The organism is Sphingopyxis sp. YR583 (assembly GCF_900108295.1).
Lineage (GTDB): Bacteria > Pseudomonadota > Alphaproteobacteria > Sphingomonadales > Sphingomonadaceae > Sphingopyxis.
Genome location: NZ_FNWK01000005.1, coordinates 235,174 through 252,551, shown reverse-complemented (window position 1 = coordinate 252,551; position 17,378 = coordinate 235,174). Strand labels below are relative to the sequence as shown.

Sequence of the window (17,378 nt, the reverse complement as noted above, 5' to 3'; positions counted from 1 at the left end):
GATTGCCTTATTGAGCGGTCATATCCCGTCAGGGTATTTGAATATCATCGGCCGGGACAAGAAGCGGCCGGCCTTTCTCTACGATATAGGTCGCGAGTTCGGCGCCATTAGTCGCGGTGCGATTTTGCGCCATATGCGCGGCCCCTGCTGGCACGAACAGCACGTCGCCCGCTTTCAGCGTGACCGGCGCCTTGCCCTCGATCTGATATTCGAGCGTGCCTTCGATGATATAGATTATCTCTTCGCCGGGATGGCGATGCCACGGTGCAACCGCGCCAGGCGCGATGTCGATGCGCGCCTGGACCATTTCGCGGTCTGGTATCGAAAGCTCCTGACGTTGGAGGTCCGTCCGCGTGACGCCTTGCGGTGCTGCTGCGGAAGCGGGGCCGGCGAGCGTGATCGCGGCGGCAAGCAGGGCGAGGGTGTGTCGGATCATTATTCGGTCCTTTTGCAGCGCGCCGCAACGAGCGGCATCGACGAACCAATGTTCGACGCCAAGGGCGCCGAGGTTACGAAATGGGGATATTGCGGCCGGGCAAACCGGAAGCTGCGCCCCGAAAATGATTGATTTGCTCGTCCAGCGATAATAACTTAGATATCTAAGTATATTCATCGGCGACTTTTGGGGGCAAGCATTGGCGGAATTCTGCGACTTGGTGAACGGGGCAGGGATTCGCGCGGAATGACAATGCCGATTGCGCGCACCCTCTATGACAAGATTTGGGATGCGCACGCCGTCGCCGACGATGATGGCGAAACCCTTCTTTATATCGACCTGCACCTGCTCCACGAGGTGACCTCGCCACAGGCCTTTGCCGGGTTGGCCGCGGCAGGCCGGATGGTGCGGCGGCCGGAACGGGTGCTGGCGCTTTCCGATCATAATGTACCGACGTCCGGGCAGGCGGCCGGGCCGGCCGGTGTTCCCGATGTCGAGGCGCGGGCACAACTCGAGGCTCTGGTGGACAATACACGGCGTTTCGGGATCGAGAATTTCCCGATGGGGGATCCGCGTGGCGGCATCGTCCATGTCGTCGGCCCCGAACAGGGGCGGTCGCAGCCGGGGATGACGATCGTTTGCGGCGACAGCCATACTTCGACGCACGGCGCGTTCGGTGCGCTCGCTTTCGGAATCGGGACGTCGGAGGTCGAGCATGTGCTCGCCACGCAGACGATCCGCCAGCGTCGGTCGCGCAACATGCGCGTAACCGTCGACGGCATGCTCGCGCCGCACGTCCATGCCAAGGATCTGGCGCTGCATTTGCTGAGCATGATCGGGGTCGATGGTGCCGGTGGTCATGTGATCGAATATGCCGGGGCTGCGGTCCGTGCGCTTTCGATGGAGGGGCGGATGACGCTCTGCAACCTCAGCATCGAAATGGGCGCGCGGGCGGGACTTGTTGCGCCCGATGCGACGACGTTCGCCTATCTCGCGGGCCGTCCGGCAGCCCCGCTCGGCGAAGCCTGGGACGCTGCGCTGCTCCGTTGGCGTGCGCTCGCCAGCGATGACGATGCGTCGTTCGACCGCGAACTTGCCATTGATGCCCGCGATGTACGCGCGATGGTGAGTTGGGGAACAAATCCGTCGCAGGTGGTCGCGATCGACGGCCGGGTTCCCGATCCCGTGCTGCTGGACGATGCTGACACGCGTGCAGCGGCCGAACGCGCACTTGCCTATATGGACCTTGAACCGGGAGCGCGGATCGCAGGCCAGCGGCTCGACCGGGTCTTCATCGGCAGTTGCACCAACAGCCGGGTCGAGGATTTGCGGATCGTGGCCGACGTGGTGCGCGGACGCCGCGTCGCGCCGCATGTCCGCGCAATGGTCGTGCCGGGTTCGGGGCTGGTCAAACGGCAAGCAGAGGAGGAAGGGGTCGCCGACACGCTCCGTGACGCAGGGTTCGATTGGCGCGAACCGGGATGCTCGATGTGCGTCGGAATGAACGCCGACCGGTTGCAGCCGGGCGAACGCTGCGCCGCGACGTCGAACCGCAATTTCGAAAATCGTCAGGGGCGCGGCGGCCGCACCCATCTGATGAGCCCCGCCCTTGCTGCCGCGAGCGCAATCGCGGGCCGCATCGCATCGCCCGAAATGCTGGATTAGAGCGCGGCCTCGAACTTTGTGATCGCGTCGTCGTGGCGGAGCGTGCGGCCGATATCGTCCAGTCCCTCCATCAGGATGCGGCGGTCGTCCGGGTCGATGTCGAACGCAATCGTTTCGCCCGATGCGAGGCGGATCGACTGCGCTTCCAGGTCGACTTCGACTGGGGCATATTGCGAAAGCGCGACTTCGGACCGCAGATGCCCGCATATTTCGTCGGGCAGCCGGATCAGCAACAGGCCGTTCTTGCGTGCATTGCTTGCGAAAATATCACCGAAACTCGGCGCGATCACACAGCGAATGCCGAAATCGGTCAACGCCCACACGGCATGTTCGCGCGAGGAGCCGCAGCCGAAATTGCGATCGGCGACAATGATCTGCGCGTTCCGGCACTGCGGCCGATTCAGGACGAAGTCGGCGCGCTCCTCGCCGCTCCGGTCAAACCGCAATTCCTGGAACAGATGTTTGCCGAGGCCGGAGCGGCTCAGCGATTTCATATATTGCGCCGGGATGATCATGTCGGTGTCGACATTGGCGAGCGGTAAGGGCGCGGCGACAGCCTTCATCCGGATAAATTTTTGCACATCGCCTCCATTAACTTAGTATTCTAAGTAAATCGATGGATCGATCCTGTCCACTCTTATCGCGCGGTTGGGCGGGCGATGCGATGCAAGATGGCAATGAAGATGGTTGCTGCGCGAATCTTCGCGTTCTAAGGTTCGCCATTGTGCGGACCGCCGCCCGGCGCCGGGAACCGCGACAGGGGAGCAGGATTTTGGCAAAAAAAACACAGGATTACCGGCATCCGGCCGAATATTATACCGATCCTGAAAATAGCATCGGTTATCTGGCGCGTGTCGTCTTTCGTTCATTTTCGCGGCTGCTTGAACGGCGCACGCTGACGCACGACGTCTCGGCAGGGCAGTGGCGTTTCCTGCGCCAGCTTTGGCGCGAGGACGGGATCACGCAGCGCGAGCTCAGCGAGCGCGTGGGCATGCGCGAACCGACGACGGTGGTTGCGCTGAAAGGGCTCGAAAAGGCGGGACTGATCACGCGCAAGAAGACGACCGACGATCGTCGCAAGACCTTTATCCACCTGACCCCGCACGCCAAGAAGCTCGAACTGATCCTTGCGCCGATGAACGCCGAAATCCACGAGATCGCGACCAAGGGCATGAGCGACGAGGAAGTCGAGGTGATGCAGGGGCTGATGCGCCGCGTGATCAACAATCTCGCCGAAGAGACGCAGAAACTGTCGGTGCTGTCGGACATCAAGGCCTGACCGCTTGCAACTTGCCTCGCGACACGACAATAGGTTAGTATTCTAACTATATTGGCCGGGAGGGAAAATGACCAGCATCGCCGTCATCGCGGGAAGCATCCGCGAAGGATCGTTCAACCGCGCCTTGGGGGAACTGGCCGCGACCAGCCTCGAGGCGCACGGCGCAAAGGTGACGCGGGTCAATCTCGCGGCATTCGATCTGCCGCTCTATTCGGCCGCGCTCGAGGCCAATGCCTTCCCGCCCGACGCCCTGAAACTCAAGGCGCTGTTCGCGGCGCAGGACGGGCTGCTCTTCGTCTCCCCCGAATATAATGGTTCGCTATCGCCTTTGCTCAAAAATGCGATCGATTGGGCGTCCCGCCCGACCGGCGACGAGGGGCTCGTGGCGCTGACCGCCTATCGCGGCAAGGCCGCGGCGGTCATGTCGGCGTCGATCAGCCCGTTCGGGGGGCTGCGCGGATTGATGCACCTTCGCCAGATTCTGTTGACGATCCAGATGCTCGTGATTCCCGAACAGGTCGTGGTGCCGAATGCGCATGCCGCCTTTGCCGAGGACGGCAGCCTGAAGGATGCGCTTCCCGCGTCGCTCGTCGATCTGACTGCCGGACGCCTGGTCGCCGTGGCAAAAGCGCTCGCGGGTTAGGTCCGCCGCTGGCGCTGGGGGGCGGGCTCGAGATTGTCGCCCCAGTCGGCTTCGAGCGCCGCGAGCAGGTCGTCGAACCGGTCCTGTCCCAAGCGGGCGGCGATCTGTGCGGTCAGCGCATCCATCGATCGCTGGGCATCCTCGCGCATGCGTGTGCCAAGGTCGGTCAGCGAGACGATCATATGGCGCCGGTCGTCGGGATCGACGTCGAGTTGCACGATGCCCAGTTTCACCATCTGGTTGATGGTGCTGTGGATCGCCTGCCGCGATACGCCAAGATTGCGCGCGATGTCCGACGGGCGAACGATGCCGCTGACGATGTTGGTCATCACCATAGATTGTGGGCGGTTGACGTCGGGCCAGCCATGATCGTGGAGACGCGCCTGCAGCCCTTCGTCGAGCCAGCAGAAACGTTGGAAAAGGGCAATGATAAGCTGATTTGTGCGCATATGACGCTGTGAATAATCCCTGTTGCCTGCTGGGTGCCGGCATCGTCACGCTAGAAGAGCGGGGCAGGCGAAGCAAGGCAGAGCGGCGTTGCAATCATCAAATACTTAGCATACTATCTATTAAAGCAAAAAGGGAGAGACGCTCGCATGGACGGGTTGATGCAGAATGTGCCGCTGACGGTCGACCGGATCATCGATCATGCGGCGAACTGGCACGGCGCGCGCGAGATCGTGTCCCGCGATGCCGAGGGGCGCGTCACGCGCTCGACCTATGCCGCCGTCCATGCCGATGCGAAGCGTGTTTCGAACGCGCTCGCCGCCGAAGGAATCAAACCCGGCGACCGCGTTGCGACGATGGGTTGGAACGGCGCGCGGCACCTCGCCGCATGGTATGGCGCGGCGGGAATGGGGGCGGTGCTCCACACGCTCAACCCGCGGCTTTTCCTCGAACAGATCGCCTATATCGCGAACCACGCCGGCGACCGGCTGCTGATCGCCGACCCGGCGACCGCCGACCTCGTCGAAGAACTGCTGCCGCAGGTGCCGAGCATCGAGAAAGTGATCTTCTTTTGCGACGCCGCATCGATGCCCGAAACCAGCTTCGCCGCCGTCGCGTTCGACGACTGGATCGCGGGCCGGGCCGCCGAATATGACTGGGGCGACTTCGACGAAAATGCCGCGTGCGGGCTCTGCTACACCAGCGGGACGACGGGCAATCCCAAGGGCGTACTCTATTCGCACCGCTCCAATTATATCCATGCGTTGATGACCCTGCAGCGCGATGCACTCGCGCTTTCGGCGCGCGACACGGTGTTGCTGGTGGTCCCGATGTATCATGCGAATGCGTGGGGCGTCGTCTATTCGGCGCCCGCGGTCGGCGCAAAGCTGGTGCTGCCGGGGCAACGGATGGACGGCGAATCGATTTATGATCTGATCGAGGAAGAGGGCGTCACTTACTCGGCCGCGGTGCCGACGGTGTGGCAGATGCTGCTCACCTATATGCAGGAAAACGGCAAGCGCTTCACGACGCTGGAACGCGTGACGATCGGTGGTTCGGCGTGCCCCGAGTCGATCATCCGTACGTTCCGCGACGATTATGGGGTCGACGTCATTCAGGGCTGGGGCATGACCGAAACCTCGCCGCTCGGCACGGTGTCGGTGCCCAATGCGTCGGTCGCCGCGAAATCCGAACCCGAGCAGATGGCCTATAAGCTCAAGCAGGGGCGGCTGCTCTGCGGGCTCGAAATGAAGCTCGTCGACGATGCCGGAAAGCGCCTGCCGCACGATGGCAAGACGCCCGGCCGCCTGATGATCAAAGGGCCGACGATCGCGGGCGCCTATTATGGCGGCGAAGGCGGCGATGTGCTCGACGTCGAAGGCTTTTTCGACACCGGCGACGTCAGCACGATCGACGGCGAAGGCTATATGCAGATCACCGACCGTGCGAAGGATGTGGTGAAATCGGGCGGCGAGTGGATCAGTTCGATCGAGATCGAAAATATCGCGATGGGGCATGATGCGGTCGCCAATGCGGCGGTCGTCGGGGTCGCGCATCCGAAATGGGACGAGCGGCCGATCCTGCTGTGCCAGCTCAAGGATGGCGCCAACGCCTGCGCCGACGATCTCAAATCCTACCTCGACGGCAAGATCGCGCGCTGGTGGATGCCCGACGATGTGCTGTTCGTCGAAGAGATCCCGCTCGGGCCGACGGGCAAGATCGACAAGAAAGCAATCCGTGCCGGGCTGGAAGGCTACAAACTGCCTTTCGAAGTCACCCGCTGAAGAATAATCGACAATCAGGAGAGATGATGATGGACCCGAACGGGATCGAAGGACTGGACGCGCAATTCATCGGGCTGGTTTCGCCGACGGCGCCGCGCATTCAGGCGGGCGGGCATCCGTGCCAGGGCATTTACTGGACGGCGGCCGGCACCCGACCGAAGGTCGCGATCATCGCAACCCACTATAATGTCGATTTCTCGGAACATTATATCGCGCCCTATTTCGCGCGGCAGGGCTTTGGCTTTCTAGGCTGGAACACGCGCTATCGCGGGGTCGAGGACCAGTTCCTGCTCGAACATGCGGTGCTCGATATCGGCGTCGGCATGAAATGGCTGAAGGAAGAGGCGGGCGTCGAACAGATCGTCATTCTCGGCAATTCGGGCGGCGGTTCGCTCATGGGCGCCTATCAGGCCGAAGCCATCGCGCCGACGCTGACCGACCGGCTGCCCGCAGTCGGGCAGGATGCGCTCGCGCAGCTCATCAAGGGCGACCTCTATATCAGCTTCAACGCGCATCAGGGCCGCCCGGAAGTGCTGACCGACTGGATGGACGCGTCGGTGGTCGACGAGAATGATCCCGTGGCAACCGACCCCGAACTCGATCCGTTCAACCCCGATAACGGTCCGCCCTATTCGGACGCGTTCATTGCCAAATATCGTGCCGCGCAGCGTGCCCGCAACCAGCGGATCACCGACTGGGCAAAGGCCGAGCTGAAACGGCTGAACGATGCCGGCATTCCCGACCGCATCTTTCCGATGTTCCGCTGCTGGGGCGACATCCGCTGCGTCGATCCGGCGATCGATCCTTCGGACCGCAAGCCGAATTGGTGCTATCGCGGCGACCCGGCGATCGCGAACCGCACGCCCAGCATCGGCCGCGCGAATACGCTCAGGACCTGGCTCAACATGTGGAGCCTCGAAACCTCGCCATGCCAGGGGCAGCCGCACCTCGCCAAGCACGACACGCCGGCGCTTGTCGTGCAGGGAACCGCCGATACGGGCGTGTTTCCCAGCGACGCGCGCAAGATCTTCGACTTCCTCGGTTCGACCGACAAGAAGCTCGAACTGATCACCGGTGCGCATTATTTCGAGGATTCGATTGCCGAACGCCAGAATGCGGCCGACCTTGTCGGCGCGTGGATCCGGGAGAAGCTCTGACGTGACGGCGGACGCCGACATTGTTCGCGAATTGCGCGCGGCCGGCTTGGCGGGCGAGGGCGATGTCGTTCTCGAACCGCTGACCGGCGGCGTGTCGTGCGATGTGTGGAAGGTTGAAACGCCATCGGGCCCGATCGTCGTCAAGCGGCCTCTGCCCCAGCTTCGCGTCGCCGCCGAATGGCATGCACCGGTCGAACGCGGCCAGAGCGAGGTTCGCTGGCTTCGGCGCGCGCGCGGTGTCGATGCGCGTATCGCGCCCGAAGTGCTCGCCGAACTGCCCACGGGTCACGCCTTTGCCATGCGCTTCCTGCCCGGCTCACCCGTGTGGAAGGACGAGCTGATGGCCGGGCGGGTGGACGCCGCTTTTGCTGCTGCGGTGGGGCAGCGGATTGCCGCGGTTCACGCGGCCACCGCGCACAGCGACGACGACCGCGACGATTTTCCCAACGACGCGATGTTCCGTGCGCTGCGCGTCGATCCCTTCCTGCTCTACGTCGCCGAACGCGACGCCGAACTCGCGCCTGTCCTGCGCCGGTTCGCCGACGACCTGTCGGTACGTAAGATCGCGCTCGTCCATGGCGATGTCAGCCCGAAGAATATTCTCGTCAGCGCCGACGGCCCGGTCTTTCTCGATGCCGAATGCGCGGTCTATGGCGATCCGGCCTTCGATCTGGCTTTTTGCGCCACGCATCTGCTCCTGAAATCGGTGTGGTCGGGCGATGCGCGGCTGACCGAGGCCGCTGCGGCGCTCGTTGCGGCGTATCGGGAGGGTGTCGACTGGGAAGATGTCGATGGCCTGCTGCTGCGCGCGGGCGAATTGACGGCGGCGCTGCTCCTCGCGCGGGTCGAGGGCAAGTCGCCCGCACCCTATCTGACCGATCCCGAACACCAGCGTATCGTGCGCGATCAGGCGCGTGCGCTGATCCTTGCGACGGAGCCGCTCGACACCCTTGTGACCCATTGGAAAAGGAACCTTGCATGACTTCGCGTATCGCCTCCGTCACCGGCCGCCAGATATGGGATTCGCGCGGCCGGCCCACCGTCGAGGCTGAAGTCACGCTGGAATCGGGGGCGGTCGGGCGCGCCATCGCCCCGGCGGGCGCCTCGCGCGGGGCGCATGAGGCGATCGACCTGCGCGACGGCGGACGCGCGTTTGGCGGCTTCGGCGTCAACCGCGCGGTCGCGGGGATCGGGTCGGAAATTGCAAGCGCGATCGGCGGCATGGACGCGCGCGATCAGGCGGACGTGGACGCCGCGCTCTGTGCGCTCGACAACACCACGAACAAGGCGCGATTGGGCGCGAACGCGGTCGTTGCGGTGTCGATGGCGGTTCTGCACGCGGCCGCGGCCGACGTGCGCGAGCCGCTGTGGCGCTATCTTGCCGAGGGCCGCAAGGTGCGCACCCCGCTTCCCGAAATCCAGATTTTCGGGGGCGGCGCGCACGCGGGACGGCGCACCGATGTGCAGGACTTCATGGTCATGTGCCCGAAAGCGGGCAGCTTCCGCCGCGCGCTTGAAATTACCGACGATGTCTATCGCGCCGCTGGCAAATTGATGGAAGCGAAGGGGCCTTTGTCGGGGGTCGCCGACGAAGGCGGCTGGTGGCCCAATTTCGCGTCGAACGAGGATGCGCTCGATACGCTCACCAAGGCCATCGAAGCGAGCGGCCACCGTGCGGGCGAAGAGGTGTTCATTTCGCTCGACATCGCCGCGAACGAACTCGGCGATGCCGATGGCTATGATCTGGCGCTCGACCACGGGCGGCTGTCGGGCGAGGAGATGGCGGCGCGGATCGTCGAATGGGCGAAGCGCTATCCGATCCTGTCGATCGAAGATCCGGCGGGGCAGGATGACTGGACCACCATGACGGCGGTGACCGCCGCGATCGGTGATCGGGTGCAAATCATCGGCGACGACGTGCTTGTTACCAATGCCGCGCGCGTCGAACGCGCTGGCGATGCGGGGGTCTGCAACGCGGCGCTGATCAAGGTCAATCAGGTCGGCACCGTGACCGAGGCCAAGGCCGCGCTCGACGCAGCCGTCGCGCGCGGCTGGGGCGCGATCGTGTCGGCGCGCTCGGGAGAGAGCGAGGATGTCACCATCGCGCATCTCGCGACCGGCTGGAACGCCGGGCAATTGAAGGTCGGCAGCTTCACGCGGTCCGAGCGCATGGCGAAGTGGAACGAGATGCTGCGGATCGAGGAAGCGATGGGCGCCGACGCGGTGTTCGCTGGCTTCTCGGCCTTTGCGGGATCGATCGGGGCGGTTCACGCATGATCGTCCTCCACGCCCGGCCGAGCCCCGGTTTTCGCGAAGCGGTCGATGCGATCTTCGGCGCCGGCGTTGTGACGCATGTCGACGAGGCCGAGCCGCTCGACGGTGTGGCGGACGAGATCACCGCGTTGCTGCATGTCCTGACGCCGGTCACCCCCGAGTTCATTGCCTCGGCACCGAAACTGAAACTGATCCAGAAGCTCGGCGTCGGGGTGAACACGATTGCGCTCGATGCGGCCCGCGATCACGGCGCCGCGGTGTGCAACATGCCCGGCACCAACAGCCAGGCGGTCGCCGAAATGGCGCTGTCGCTGATGATGGCGGTGCTCCGCCGCACCTGCTTCTTCGATGCGCGAACGCGCGCAGGCGAGGGATGGACCGCCGACCCATCCGAGCTCGACAGCGTCGGTGAAATCGGCGGGCGCACGGTCGGTCTCGTCGGCTTCGGTCATTCGGCCGGGCTGCTCGCTCCGGTCCTCGCGGCGCTGGGGGCAAAGGTCGTCTATACCGCGCGCAGCCCGCGCGATGTGCCCTACGAATTTCTACCGCTGGATCGCTTGCTGGCGGAGAGCGACATCGTGTCGCTGCACATCCCGCTGACCGACGAGACGCGCGCCAGCATCGACCCCTTCGCGATGAAGCGCGGCGCGGTGCTCGTGAACACCGCGCGCGGCGAACTCGTCGATCAGGCGCCGCTGGTCGAGGCGCTCACCTCGGGGCATCTGCGCGGCGCCGGACTCGATGTCTTCGCCGACGAGCCGCTACCGCGCGGCAATCCGCTGCTCGGCCTGCCGAATGCGGTGCTCGCGCCGCATATCGCCTGGCTCACCCCCGAAACACTCATACGCAGCCTCACCGTGGCGCACGAAAATTGCCGCCGCCTCGTCGCCGGCGAACCTCTTCTTCATCAGGTGATCTAATGTCGCTCCCCATCGTTCTCATCACCGGCCAGCTTCTGACCGACGCCATATGGCAACCTCTGCTCGACGCGTGGGGCGACCGCGAGGTCATCGTCGCCGACAATCGCAGCGACGACAGGATCGAGGATTTCGCACAGCGCCTGCTCGACAACGCTCCGCCGAAATTCATCCTCATTGCGCATGCAATGGGCGGCTTTATCGCCTTCGAGGTATTGCGCCGCGCGCCCGAACGCGTCGCGAAGCTCGCGCTGATCTCGACACTGGCCTCGGCCGATGGCCCGGCGCAGACCGCGCGGCGGCAGGGCTATATCGACCTCGTCGAAAGTGGCAATTTCGATCAGGTCGTCGAGGAACGCATCCCGATCCTCTTCCCCGAGGACAAACGCGGCGACACCCGCCTGCTCGGCATCGCACGGCAGATGGCGGCGGATACCGGTGCCGACACCTTCCTCGCACAGCAGCGTGCGATCATGGCGCGGATCGACAGCCGTCCGCGCCTCGGCGAGATCGCTGTGCCGACCTTGCTCATCTGGGGCGAAAAGGACGGCATCACCAGCCGCGCACACCATGACGAGATACTGGACGCGATCCCGGGCGCGCGGCTGGAGGTGATTGCCGGGGCCGGACATCTGCCAACGGTCGAGGCGCCCGAAGTGGTGGTGCCACTGCTGACCGAGTTCATCGACGCTTGATCAATTCGTCATCCCGGCCTTCGCCGGGATGACCAGATCAGGTGAGCTCCGCCCGTACCATCGCGGTGCCGTCGACCATCGCCTTCAGCTTCGCCTGGCTATGCTCGCGGCTGTGATATTTCATCCCGCAATCGGGCGCGATCCACAGTCGTTCGGCGTCGACATAGCGCAGCGCCTCGCGGATGCGCCCCGCGACGACTTCGGGTGTTTCGACCTCGGGGATCGACAGGTCGAGCACGCCATACATGATCGTCTTGGTCGGCAGTTCGGCAAGAATCGCGGGGTCGAGCCCCGGCTGCGCCGCTTCGATCGAGATTACGTCGATATTCGACGCTTCGAGTTCCGCCAGGAAGTCATAGGCCTTGGGCTTCGGTCCCGTCGCGCCCGCGCCATGGTGGACCATCGCATAGCCGAAACAGATATGCAGCGCGGTCGTCCCGTCGACGCCGTCGAGCGCGCGATTGATCGCCTCGATCGCATAGCTGTTCGCCTCGGCGGCCCGCGCCTGCAGATAGGGTTCGTCGAGCTGGACGACATCGACGCCCGCCGCGAAAAGATCCTTCACCTCGGCATTGACCGCATCGGCATAGTCCATCGCGAGCGATCGCAGATCGGGATAAAAACCGTTCTCGGCCTGCTGCGTCATCGTAAAGGGGCCGGGCAGGGTGAGTTTCACCGGCTTCGTTGAATGGCGGCGCAGGAACGCCGCGTCCTGTGCCTCGATCGGTGCAACGCGGCGGATCGGCCCCGAAACGAGCGGGACCGGATTGGCGTTGCCCGTACGGTCGATCGCCGTGCCGTGCTTCTCGCGGTCGATCCCCGACAGCGCCGTCGCGAGGCGGTTCGAATAGCTTTCGCGGCGCATCTCGCCGTCGCCGACGATGTCGATGCCCAGCTCTTCCTGATCGCGGATCGCCATCAATGTTGCGGCTTCCTGCGCGTCGGCGAGCCAAGGTTCGGGAATGCGCCACAGCGTCTCTGCCCGCACGCGCGGCGGCAGGCTGGCCTTCAGCCTTTCGCGGTCGATCAGCCAGTCAGGCTGGGGGTAGCTTCCGACGATGGTTGTCGGCAGGATGGGGTGGTCGAACAAGGCCGGTCCTCTCGAATTTTTATCTGGCCAAGCATTTGCTTAGTATTCTATCTAATTCAAGTCGAAACGACGATTGGGAGAGCAAAATGATCGATCTGGAGGCCATCCGGACGCTGGCGGACATTCCGGCGGCGCAGGCGCGAGTGCGGGGCGCTGCGACCGCGGTGAAATTCGGGGAGCGTGAGACGAGTTTCACCGAGCTCGATGCGCGGTCGAATCGCGTCGCCCACGCGCTGATCGCGTCGGGCGTCGTCCCCGGTGGTCGCGTGTCGGCGCTGACGAAGAACCATGATAGCTGGTATCCGCTTTTCTTCGGCACGGCGCGCGCACGCGCCTGTTTCGCGCCGATCAACTGCCGCCTCGCGCCCGCAGAGATCGGCTTCATTCTCGGCGACGCCGGGCCGAAGCTGCTCTTCGTGGGCGAGGATTTCTTCGATTGCGCGTTGGCGGCGGTCGCCGACCTCACGGCGCCGCCGCGCCTGATCGCGCTTTATGGCGAACATCCGGCGTTCGAGCCGTTCGACGCATGGCTCGGTGACGCGTCCGACGCGCCGCTAGCCGATCCGCCACAACTCGGCGACGATGTGCTCCAGCTCTATACCAGCGGCACCACCGGGCTGCCCAAGGGCGTCGTGCTGACCAACGCCAATTATCGCACCTTCCTCGAAGCGGCGACCGAGGTCGACGGCTTCGCCTATGGCGAGGACGAGACGGTGATGATCGTCATGCCTTTGTTCCATGTTGCGGGCACGAACGTCAGCTTCTCGGGATTGGCGCAGGGCGGGCGCCTCGTACTCGTCAAGGATTTCACCGCCGCCGACGCGGTGCGCATGATGCGCGAGGAGGATGTCGCGCACGCTTTCCTCGCGCCTGCGATGATCCAGATGATGCTGCTTCAGCCCGATGCGAATGCGGGCACCTATCCCGCGCTCAAATCGATTGCCTATGGCGCCTCGCCGATCGCCGAGGATGTGCTCCGGCGTGCGCGTGCGACCTTCGGCTGCGATTTCGTGCAATTCTACGGCATGACCGAATCCGCCGGCGGCGGTTCCTACCTGTCGCCAAGCGCGCACGACCTGCCGGGCAAGCTAACCTCTTGCGGCAAGCCCTGGCCCGGCGCCGCAATGGCGATCCTCGACGGCGAGGGCCGCGAACTCGGTGAGGGCGAGATCGGCGAAATCGCGATCCGTGGCGGTATCGTGATGAAGGAATATTGGAACCGCGCGAAAGCGACCGAAGAAACGCTCGCGGGCGGCTGGCTCCACACCGGCGACGTTGGCTATCGCGATGCCGACGGCTTCTATTACGTCCACGACCGCATCAAGGACATGATCGTGTCGGGCGGCGAAAATGTCTATCCGGCGGAGGTCGAAAGCGCGATCATGGGCTGCCCCGGCGTCGCCGACGTTGCCGTGATCGGCGTGCCCGACGATAAATGGGGCGAGGGGGTTAAGGCGCTGATCGTGCCCGCAACGGGGGCGACGCTCGACCCTGCGGACGTCATCGCGTGGGCGCGTGAACGGATTGCGGCATACAAGGTGCCGAAGAGCATCGAGTTCATCGACGCGCTGCCGCGCAACCCGTCGGGCAAGGTGCTGCGCCGTGAACTTCGCGCGCCCTATTGGGAAGGGCGCGATCGGGCCGTCGGGTAGGCGGTCCCTCTGCCGTCTTCTCCAAAAAGAACCCGGCCAATGGCCGGGTTCAGGAGGAGTTCCCAATGGGTAATTTATTGGGAATGTCTATTCGGCGGGCACCGGCGTGCGGCCTACGATAAAGCCCTCGCGCTTCGTGCCGTCGGCCTGCACCGGATCGTGCGCGACGTCGCTCTCGTCGAATTCCTTGGTCCACGCCGCGAACTCGAGGCAGACACCGTCGGGATCGAAGAAATAGACCGAGCGGACGAAGACGCCGGGGTGCATTTCGGCCGAAGCCTGCATCGGGCTGTCGTCGTGGTTCAGCACCGGGGTTACCTCGATGCCCTTTTCGATCAGGCGGTTGTAATAATCGTCGAACTTGTCGGCGCGGACGTTGATCGCGATATGGTTCATCGATCCGTGCGCCGACACGAAGCTGCCCTGCGTCGGCAGCGCGGCGGGCGCCGATATGCCCGGAACGGCCTCGGGCGCATTGGGGAACCAGAAAAAGGCGAGGCTGTCGCCATTGCCGATGTCGAAGAAGAAATGCTGGCCGCGCCCGCCGGGCAGATCGATCGTCTTGGTCAGCGGCATGCCGAGCGTGTCGCGATAGAATTCGACCGTCTTCGCCATGTCCTTGCACACGAGCGCGAGGTGATTGACCCCGCAGAATTCGAATTCGCTATTTGCTGCAGCCATGATCCGTCTCCTTGTGGTTCAGTTTGCGGTGGCGCTGGGGCGGCTTTTCATCCGCTCGTACCAGCTCTGGATATTCGTACAGGCGGGGTCGATCGGCTGGCCGACCGATGCACCGAAATCGAGGAACGCGAACAGCATGATGTCCGCGAGGCTGAGGGCGTCACCGCCAATGAACTCGCGCCCGGCGATCTGCGCATCGAGCCATTTGATCCCGTCCTGCGCGGTCGCCTTCAATCCATCCGCCGCTTCGGGCAGACAGCGCAGGCGCGGCTCGAACAAGGGCAGGCCCTCGGCAAAGCGGAAGCCGTTGGTCAGCGGCTCGCAAATCTTGAGGTCGACGCGCCGCGTCCACATACGCGTCTTTGCGCGTTCTTCGGCGGTCGAGCCGATCAGCGTGCGATCGGGGAAACGTTCGTCCAGATATTCGCAGATCGCGGTGACTTCGCAGAGAAAGCTGCCGTCGTCGAGTTCGAGCGCAGGCGTCTGTCCGGCGGGATTTACATCGATATTATAGGGCGCGCGCCGGTTCTCTCCGCCGCGCAGGTCGATTGCGACCTCGGGAATTTCGATACCCTTTTCGGCCATGAAAAGCTTCACGACGCGCGGGTTCGGGCCGACGCTGGTATAGAATCTCATTCTGTCCTCTCCCGCTTCTTTTATCATTATCCGGATTAACCGTCAACTTAGTTGACGGTTAATCCGGGGCGCGGCCAACGGACGCGGTAAAGCGTGCCTGTCGTCGATGCGGTGATGTAGGCATCGCGCCGATCGGTGCCGCCAAAGGCGATGTTGGTGATGCCGATGTCAGGCAGCGGCACGAACTCCGAGCCACTGCCATCGGGGTCGAAGATCGTAATCCCGCCCTCGACCATTGTGCCGACGCAGATGCACCCATTTTCCTCGATCGCCATGCTGTCGAGGAGGCGAAAGGCGGGCGGTGTGCCGACAAAGCGGCCGGGCGCCCAGGGCGGCGGTGCGGCGAGTTCGCCGGGGGCAACGATCTCCATCGCCCAGACGCGCGCGGTCATCGTCTCGCTGACGTAGAGCGTCTTGCCGTCGGGCGAGAGGCCGATGCCGTTCGGCCCCATCATGTCGGCGCGCTGGCGGCTGATCTTCGACCCGTCGGCGGCCGCATGATAGATTGCGCCATGATCGCGGCCGGTGCCCCGGACCTGCCCATGATCGGTGAACCAGAAGCCGCCGTCCGCATCGAAGACGATATCGTTCGGTCCCTTCAGGCGCTCCCCGTCGAAACTGTCGTAGACCGTCGTCACGGTGCCGGTGGTCAGGTCGACGCGCTGGATCGATCCGCAGGGCTCGGCATGCGCAGCATGGCCGGGAAAGAGCAGGTCGCCCGCCTCGACCCATTCGAAACCGCCATTGTTGCAGACATAGGCGGCACCATCGGGCCCGACAGCGAGCCCGTTGGGCCCGCCGCCAAGCTCCGCAACGACCGACAGGCTGCCGCCGGGCAGGACGCGCGTCAGCGTGCCGCGCGCGATCTCGACCAGCAGCACCGACCCGTCCGCCATCGGCACCGGGCCTTCAGGAAAACGAAGGCCCGTCGCGACAACCACGGGGGTGCCGTAGTCGCTCATTATCCGTTCGCGGGTCGCGGGGCGCTGAGGAAGTCGGCCGCGCTGAAGCCTTCGGGCGCGGCGACCTCGACGATCGGATCCTCGCGCGCGTCATATTCCATGCGCAGCGCGCGGGTGATCACCGCATGCATGTCATAGAGGCAGGTGATGTAGGTGAATTCGAAAATTTGCTCGTCATTCCAGAAGGTCTTGAGCTTGTCGAAAACCTCGAGCGGGACGCGCCCGCTCGCCTGCGCAAGGCAGTCGGCATAGGCGAGCACGGTGCGTTCCTGCTCGTCATAGCAATCGGCGACCTGCCAATGCGCGATCGACGCGATCTTCTCTTCACTGACGCCAAGCCCGCGGAGCGACTTGCAATGCTGCGAAAAGACGAACTGGCTGCCCTTGACCCAGCCGGCGCGCGTCTGGCCGAGCTCGCGCAGCACCGGATCGATCGTCCGCGCGGGATTGCGATAGACGGCGAAACCCTTGACCGCATGTTCGAAGATGTCGGGCGACAGCGCGAATACCGTCCACCAGTCGCCCGGGGTTCCGGTCGCGGTCCCGGGCTCGGCAACGGGATCGCGCTCGCCGAACAGGCGGTTGTAATAAGCGAGGACGGTCTCGTCGGTGACTTCGGACCGGGGAACCTGGCGCAGGACGGGCATGACTAACTCCTCAAGCGTTTGCAAATTTGCGGAATTCGGCGACGTGCGCGCTGTCGAAATATTCGTCGAGCCGCGTGATCTTGCCATTCTCGACCTTGCACACGATCGCGCAGGGCAGGCGGACCGGGCCGTCGTCGTGGACGCGCACACCCTTCAGGACATGCTGCTGGACGAAACCGCCGGGGAAGGTTGTCAGCCGGCGGTCGGCATATTCGCGGTCCTTGATCCGCGTAACCATGCCGGTCAGCGTCTGCGCGGTCTGCGCGGGGGTGACGATCAGCTCGTCGGTATTGTGCCAGATCTCGGCATCGTCGGTGAAGCTGCCGCGCATCGTCTCGATATCGCCAGCTTCGATCGCGTCGAAGAAGCGCTGCGCCATTGCGCGAATGTCGTCCTGCTCTGCCATGTGTCTC

The 17,378-nt window shown here is 64.2% G+C and carries 19 protein-coding genes; 10 read left to right on the top strand and 9 right to left on the bottom strand.

Features of this window, described 5'->3' with window-relative positions:
* Window positions 1-28: 28 nt before the first annotated feature.
* On the bottom strand, window positions 29-436 hold the full coding sequence (locus BLW56_RS20185) for a cupin domain-containing protein (protein WP_093513073.1): 408 nt from the start codon (window positions 434-436) through the stop codon (window positions 29-31).
* Window positions 437-682: 246 nt separating this feature from the next.
* On the opposite strand from BLW56_RS20185, the gene leuC reads away from it, so the two are divergent.
* Window positions 683-2,101 (top strand): 3-isopropylmalate dehydratase large subunit, encoded by a 1,419-nt coding sequence (gene leuC / locus BLW56_RS20180; RefSeq protein ID WP_093513071.1) that lies wholly within the window; start codon window positions 683-685, stop codon window positions 2,099-2,101.
* On the opposite strand, the gene leuD is transcribed toward leuC, so the two are convergent.
* Window positions 2,098-2,682 (bottom strand): 3-isopropylmalate dehydratase small subunit, encoded by a 585-nt coding sequence (gene leuD, locus BLW56_RS20175; protein WP_093513069.1) that lies wholly within the window; start codon window positions 2,680-2,682, stop codon window positions 2,098-2,100. The two genes, leuC and leuD, sit on opposite strands and share 4 nt — an antisense overlap.
* Window positions 2,683-2,873: 191 nt before the next feature.
* On the opposite strand from leuD, the gene BLW56_RS20170 reads away from it, so the two are divergent.
* Together BLW56_RS20170 and BLW56_RS20165 are read left to right on the top strand one after the other, a co-directional pair.
* On the top strand, window positions 2,874-3,380 hold the full coding sequence (locus BLW56_RS20170; RefSeq protein ID WP_093513067.1) for a MarR family winged helix-turn-helix transcriptional regulator: 507 nt from the start codon (window positions 2,874-2,876) through the stop codon (window positions 3,378-3,380).
* 67 nt (window positions 3,381-3,447) lie between these two features.
* Window positions 3,448-4,023: an NADPH-dependent FMN reductase gene (locus BLW56_RS20165; protein WP_093513065.1), complete on the top strand. Its 576-nt coding sequence runs from the start codon at window positions 3,448-3,450 to the stop codon at window positions 4,021-4,023.
* Here the strand turns inward: BLW56_RS20165 and BLW56_RS20160 are convergent.
* Entirely contained in the window at window positions 4,020-4,472 is a 453-nt protein-coding gene (locus BLW56_RS20160) for a MarR family winged helix-turn-helix transcriptional regulator (protein ID WP_093513063.1), read from the bottom strand. The two genes, BLW56_RS20165 and BLW56_RS20160, sit on opposite strands and share 4 nt — an antisense overlap.
* Window positions 4,473-4,619: 147 nt before the next feature.
* Between BLW56_RS20160 and BLW56_RS20155 the strand changes: the two genes are divergently transcribed.
* The 6 genes from BLW56_RS20155 to BLW56_RS20130 are packed head-to-tail and all read left to right on the top strand — an operon-like array spanning window position 4,620 to window position 11,297.
* Window positions 4,620-6,254: a long-chain-fatty-acid--CoA ligase gene (locus BLW56_RS20155; protein ID WP_093513061.1), complete on the top strand. Its 1,635-nt coding sequence runs from the start codon at window positions 4,620-4,622 to the stop codon at window positions 6,252-6,254.
* 26 nt (window positions 6,255-6,280) lie between these two features.
* Window positions 6,281-7,411, top strand: coding sequence for an alpha/beta hydrolase (locus BLW56_RS20150; protein ID WP_256203738.1), 1,131 nt, complete (start codon window positions 6,281-6,283; stop codon window positions 7,409-7,411).
* Between the two features lies 1 nt (window position 7,412).
* Window positions 7,413-8,393 carry a phosphotransferase family protein gene (locus BLW56_RS20145; protein ID WP_256203737.1) on the top strand — a complete coding sequence of 327 codons (981 nt, stop codon included), beginning with the start codon at window positions 7,413-7,415 and terminating at the stop codon, window positions 8,391-8,393.
* On the top strand, window positions 8,390-9,688 hold the full coding sequence (eno, locus tag BLW56_RS20140) for a phosphopyruvate hydratase (protein WP_093513057.1): 1,299 nt from the start codon (window positions 8,390-8,392) through the stop codon (window positions 9,686-9,688). Before BLW56_RS20145 ends, eno begins: the two co-directional genes overlap by 4 nt.
* Window positions 9,685-10,605, top strand: a complete 921-nt coding sequence (locus BLW56_RS20135; RefSeq protein WP_093513055.1) for an NAD(P)-dependent oxidoreductase — start codon at window positions 9,685-9,687, stop codon at window positions 10,603-10,605. The genes eno and BLW56_RS20135 overlap by 4 nt, the downstream gene beginning before the upstream one ends.
* On the top strand, window positions 10,605-11,297 hold the full coding sequence (locus BLW56_RS20130; RefSeq protein WP_093513053.1) for an alpha/beta fold hydrolase: 693 nt from the start codon (window positions 10,605-10,607) through the stop codon (window positions 11,295-11,297). Before BLW56_RS20135 ends, BLW56_RS20130 begins: the two co-directional genes overlap by 1 nt.
* Window positions 11,298-11,334: 37 nt before the next feature.
* Here the strand turns inward: BLW56_RS20130 and BLW56_RS20125 are convergent, their stop codons facing one another.
* On the bottom strand, window positions 11,335-12,387 hold the full coding sequence (locus BLW56_RS20125; protein ID WP_093513051.1) for a cobalamin-independent methionine synthase II family protein: 1,053 nt from the start codon (window positions 12,385-12,387) through the stop codon (window positions 11,335-11,337).
* Between the two features lie 86 nt (window positions 12,388-12,473).
* On the opposite strand from BLW56_RS20125, the gene BLW56_RS20120 reads away from it, so the two are divergent.
* On the top strand, window positions 12,474-14,039 hold the full coding sequence (locus BLW56_RS20120; protein WP_093513049.1) for a long-chain-fatty-acid--CoA ligase: 1,566 nt from the start codon (window positions 12,474-12,476) through the stop codon (window positions 14,037-14,039).
* An 87-nt stretch (window positions 14,040-14,126) separates the two neighbouring features.
* On the opposite strand, the gene BLW56_RS20115 is transcribed toward BLW56_RS20120, so the two are convergent.
* From BLW56_RS20115 to BLW56_RS20095, 5 genes are read right to left on the bottom strand one after another with little or no spacing between them, the layout of a single operon-like run.
* Entirely contained in the window at window positions 14,127-14,720 is a 594-nt protein-coding gene (locus BLW56_RS20115; RefSeq protein ID WP_093513047.1) for a VOC family protein, read from the bottom strand.
* An 18-nt stretch (window positions 14,721-14,738) separates the two neighbouring features.
* Entirely contained in the window at window positions 14,739-15,356 is a 618-nt protein-coding gene (locus tag BLW56_RS20110; RefSeq protein ID WP_093513045.1) for a glutathione S-transferase family protein, read from the bottom strand.
* 47 nt (window positions 15,357-15,403) lie between these two features.
* A complete protein-coding gene (locus BLW56_RS20105; protein WP_093513044.1) occupies window positions 15,404-16,318 on the bottom strand; it encodes an SMP-30/gluconolactonase/LRE family protein in 915 nt (304 codons plus the stop codon).
* On the bottom strand, window positions 16,318-16,965 hold the full coding sequence (locus BLW56_RS20100; RefSeq protein ID WP_093513042.1) for a carboxymuconolactone decarboxylase family protein: 648 nt from the start codon (window positions 16,963-16,965) through the stop codon (window positions 16,318-16,320). Before BLW56_RS20100 ends, BLW56_RS20105 begins: the two co-directional genes overlap by 1 nt.
* A gap of 10 nt (window positions 16,966-16,975) precedes the next feature.
* Window positions 16,976-17,371, bottom strand: coding sequence for a nuclear transport factor 2 family protein (locus BLW56_RS20095; protein ID WP_093513040.1), 396 nt, complete (start codon window positions 17,369-17,371; stop codon window positions 16,976-16,978).
* Window positions 17,372-17,378 lie beyond the last annotated feature (7 nt).

Excerpts from the sequence above, each read along its gene's own strand:
- BLW56_RS20165 (WP_093513065.1), top strand. The coding sequence starts at position 3,448 with ATGACCAGCATCGCCGTCATCGCGGGAAGCATCCGCGAAGGATCGTTC.
- BLW56_RS20095 (WP_093513040.1), bottom strand. The coding sequence starts at position 17,371 with ATGGCAGAGCAGGACGACATTCGCGCAATGGCGCAGCGCTTCTTCGAC.
- BLW56_RS20100 (WP_093513042.1), bottom strand. The coding sequence starts at position 16,965 with ATGCCCGTCCTGCGCCAGGTTCCCCGGTCCGAAGTCACCGACGAGACC.
- BLW56_RS20155 (WP_093513061.1), top strand. The coding sequence starts at position 4,620 with ATGGACGGGTTGATGCAGAATGTGCCGCTGACGGTCGACCGGATCATC.
- BLW56_RS20150 (WP_256203738.1), top strand. The coding sequence starts at position 6,281 with ATGATGGACCCGAACGGGATCGAAGGACTGGACGCGCAATTCATCGGG.
- BLW56_RS20105 (WP_093513044.1), bottom strand. The coding sequence starts at position 16,318 with ATGAGCGACTACGGCACCCCCGTGGTTGTCGCGACGGGCCTTCGTTTT.
- BLW56_RS20110 (WP_093513045.1), bottom strand. The coding sequence starts at position 15,356 with ATGAGATTCTATACCAGCGTCGGCCCGAACCCGCGCGTCGTGAAGCTT.
- BLW56_RS20115 (WP_093513047.1), bottom strand. The coding sequence starts at position 14,720 with ATGGCTGCAGCAAATAGCGAATTCGAATTCTGCGGGGTCAATCACCTC.
- BLW56_RS20185 (WP_093513073.1), bottom strand. The coding sequence starts at position 436 with ATGATCCGACACACCCTCGCCCTGCTTGCCGCCGCGATCACGCTCGCC.
- BLW56_RS20160 (WP_093513063.1), bottom strand. The coding sequence starts at position 4,472 with ATGCGCACAAATCAGCTTATCATTGCCCTTTTCCAACGTTTCTGCTGG.
- leuC (WP_093513071.1), top strand. The coding sequence starts at position 683 with ATGACAATGCCGATTGCGCGCACCCTCTATGACAAGATTTGGGATGCG.
- eno (WP_093513057.1), top strand. The coding sequence starts at position 8,390 with ATGACTTCGCGTATCGCCTCCGTCACCGGCCGCCAGATATGGGATTCG.
- BLW56_RS20120 (WP_093513049.1), top strand. The coding sequence starts at position 12,474 with ATGATCGATCTGGAGGCCATCCGGACGCTGGCGGACATTCCGGCGGCG.
- BLW56_RS20135 (WP_093513055.1), top strand. The coding sequence starts at position 9,685 with ATGATCGTCCTCCACGCCCGGCCGAGCCCCGGTTTTCGCGAAGCGGTC.
- BLW56_RS20130 (WP_093513053.1), top strand. The coding sequence starts at position 10,605 with ATGTCGCTCCCCATCGTTCTCATCACCGGCCAGCTTCTGACCGACGCC.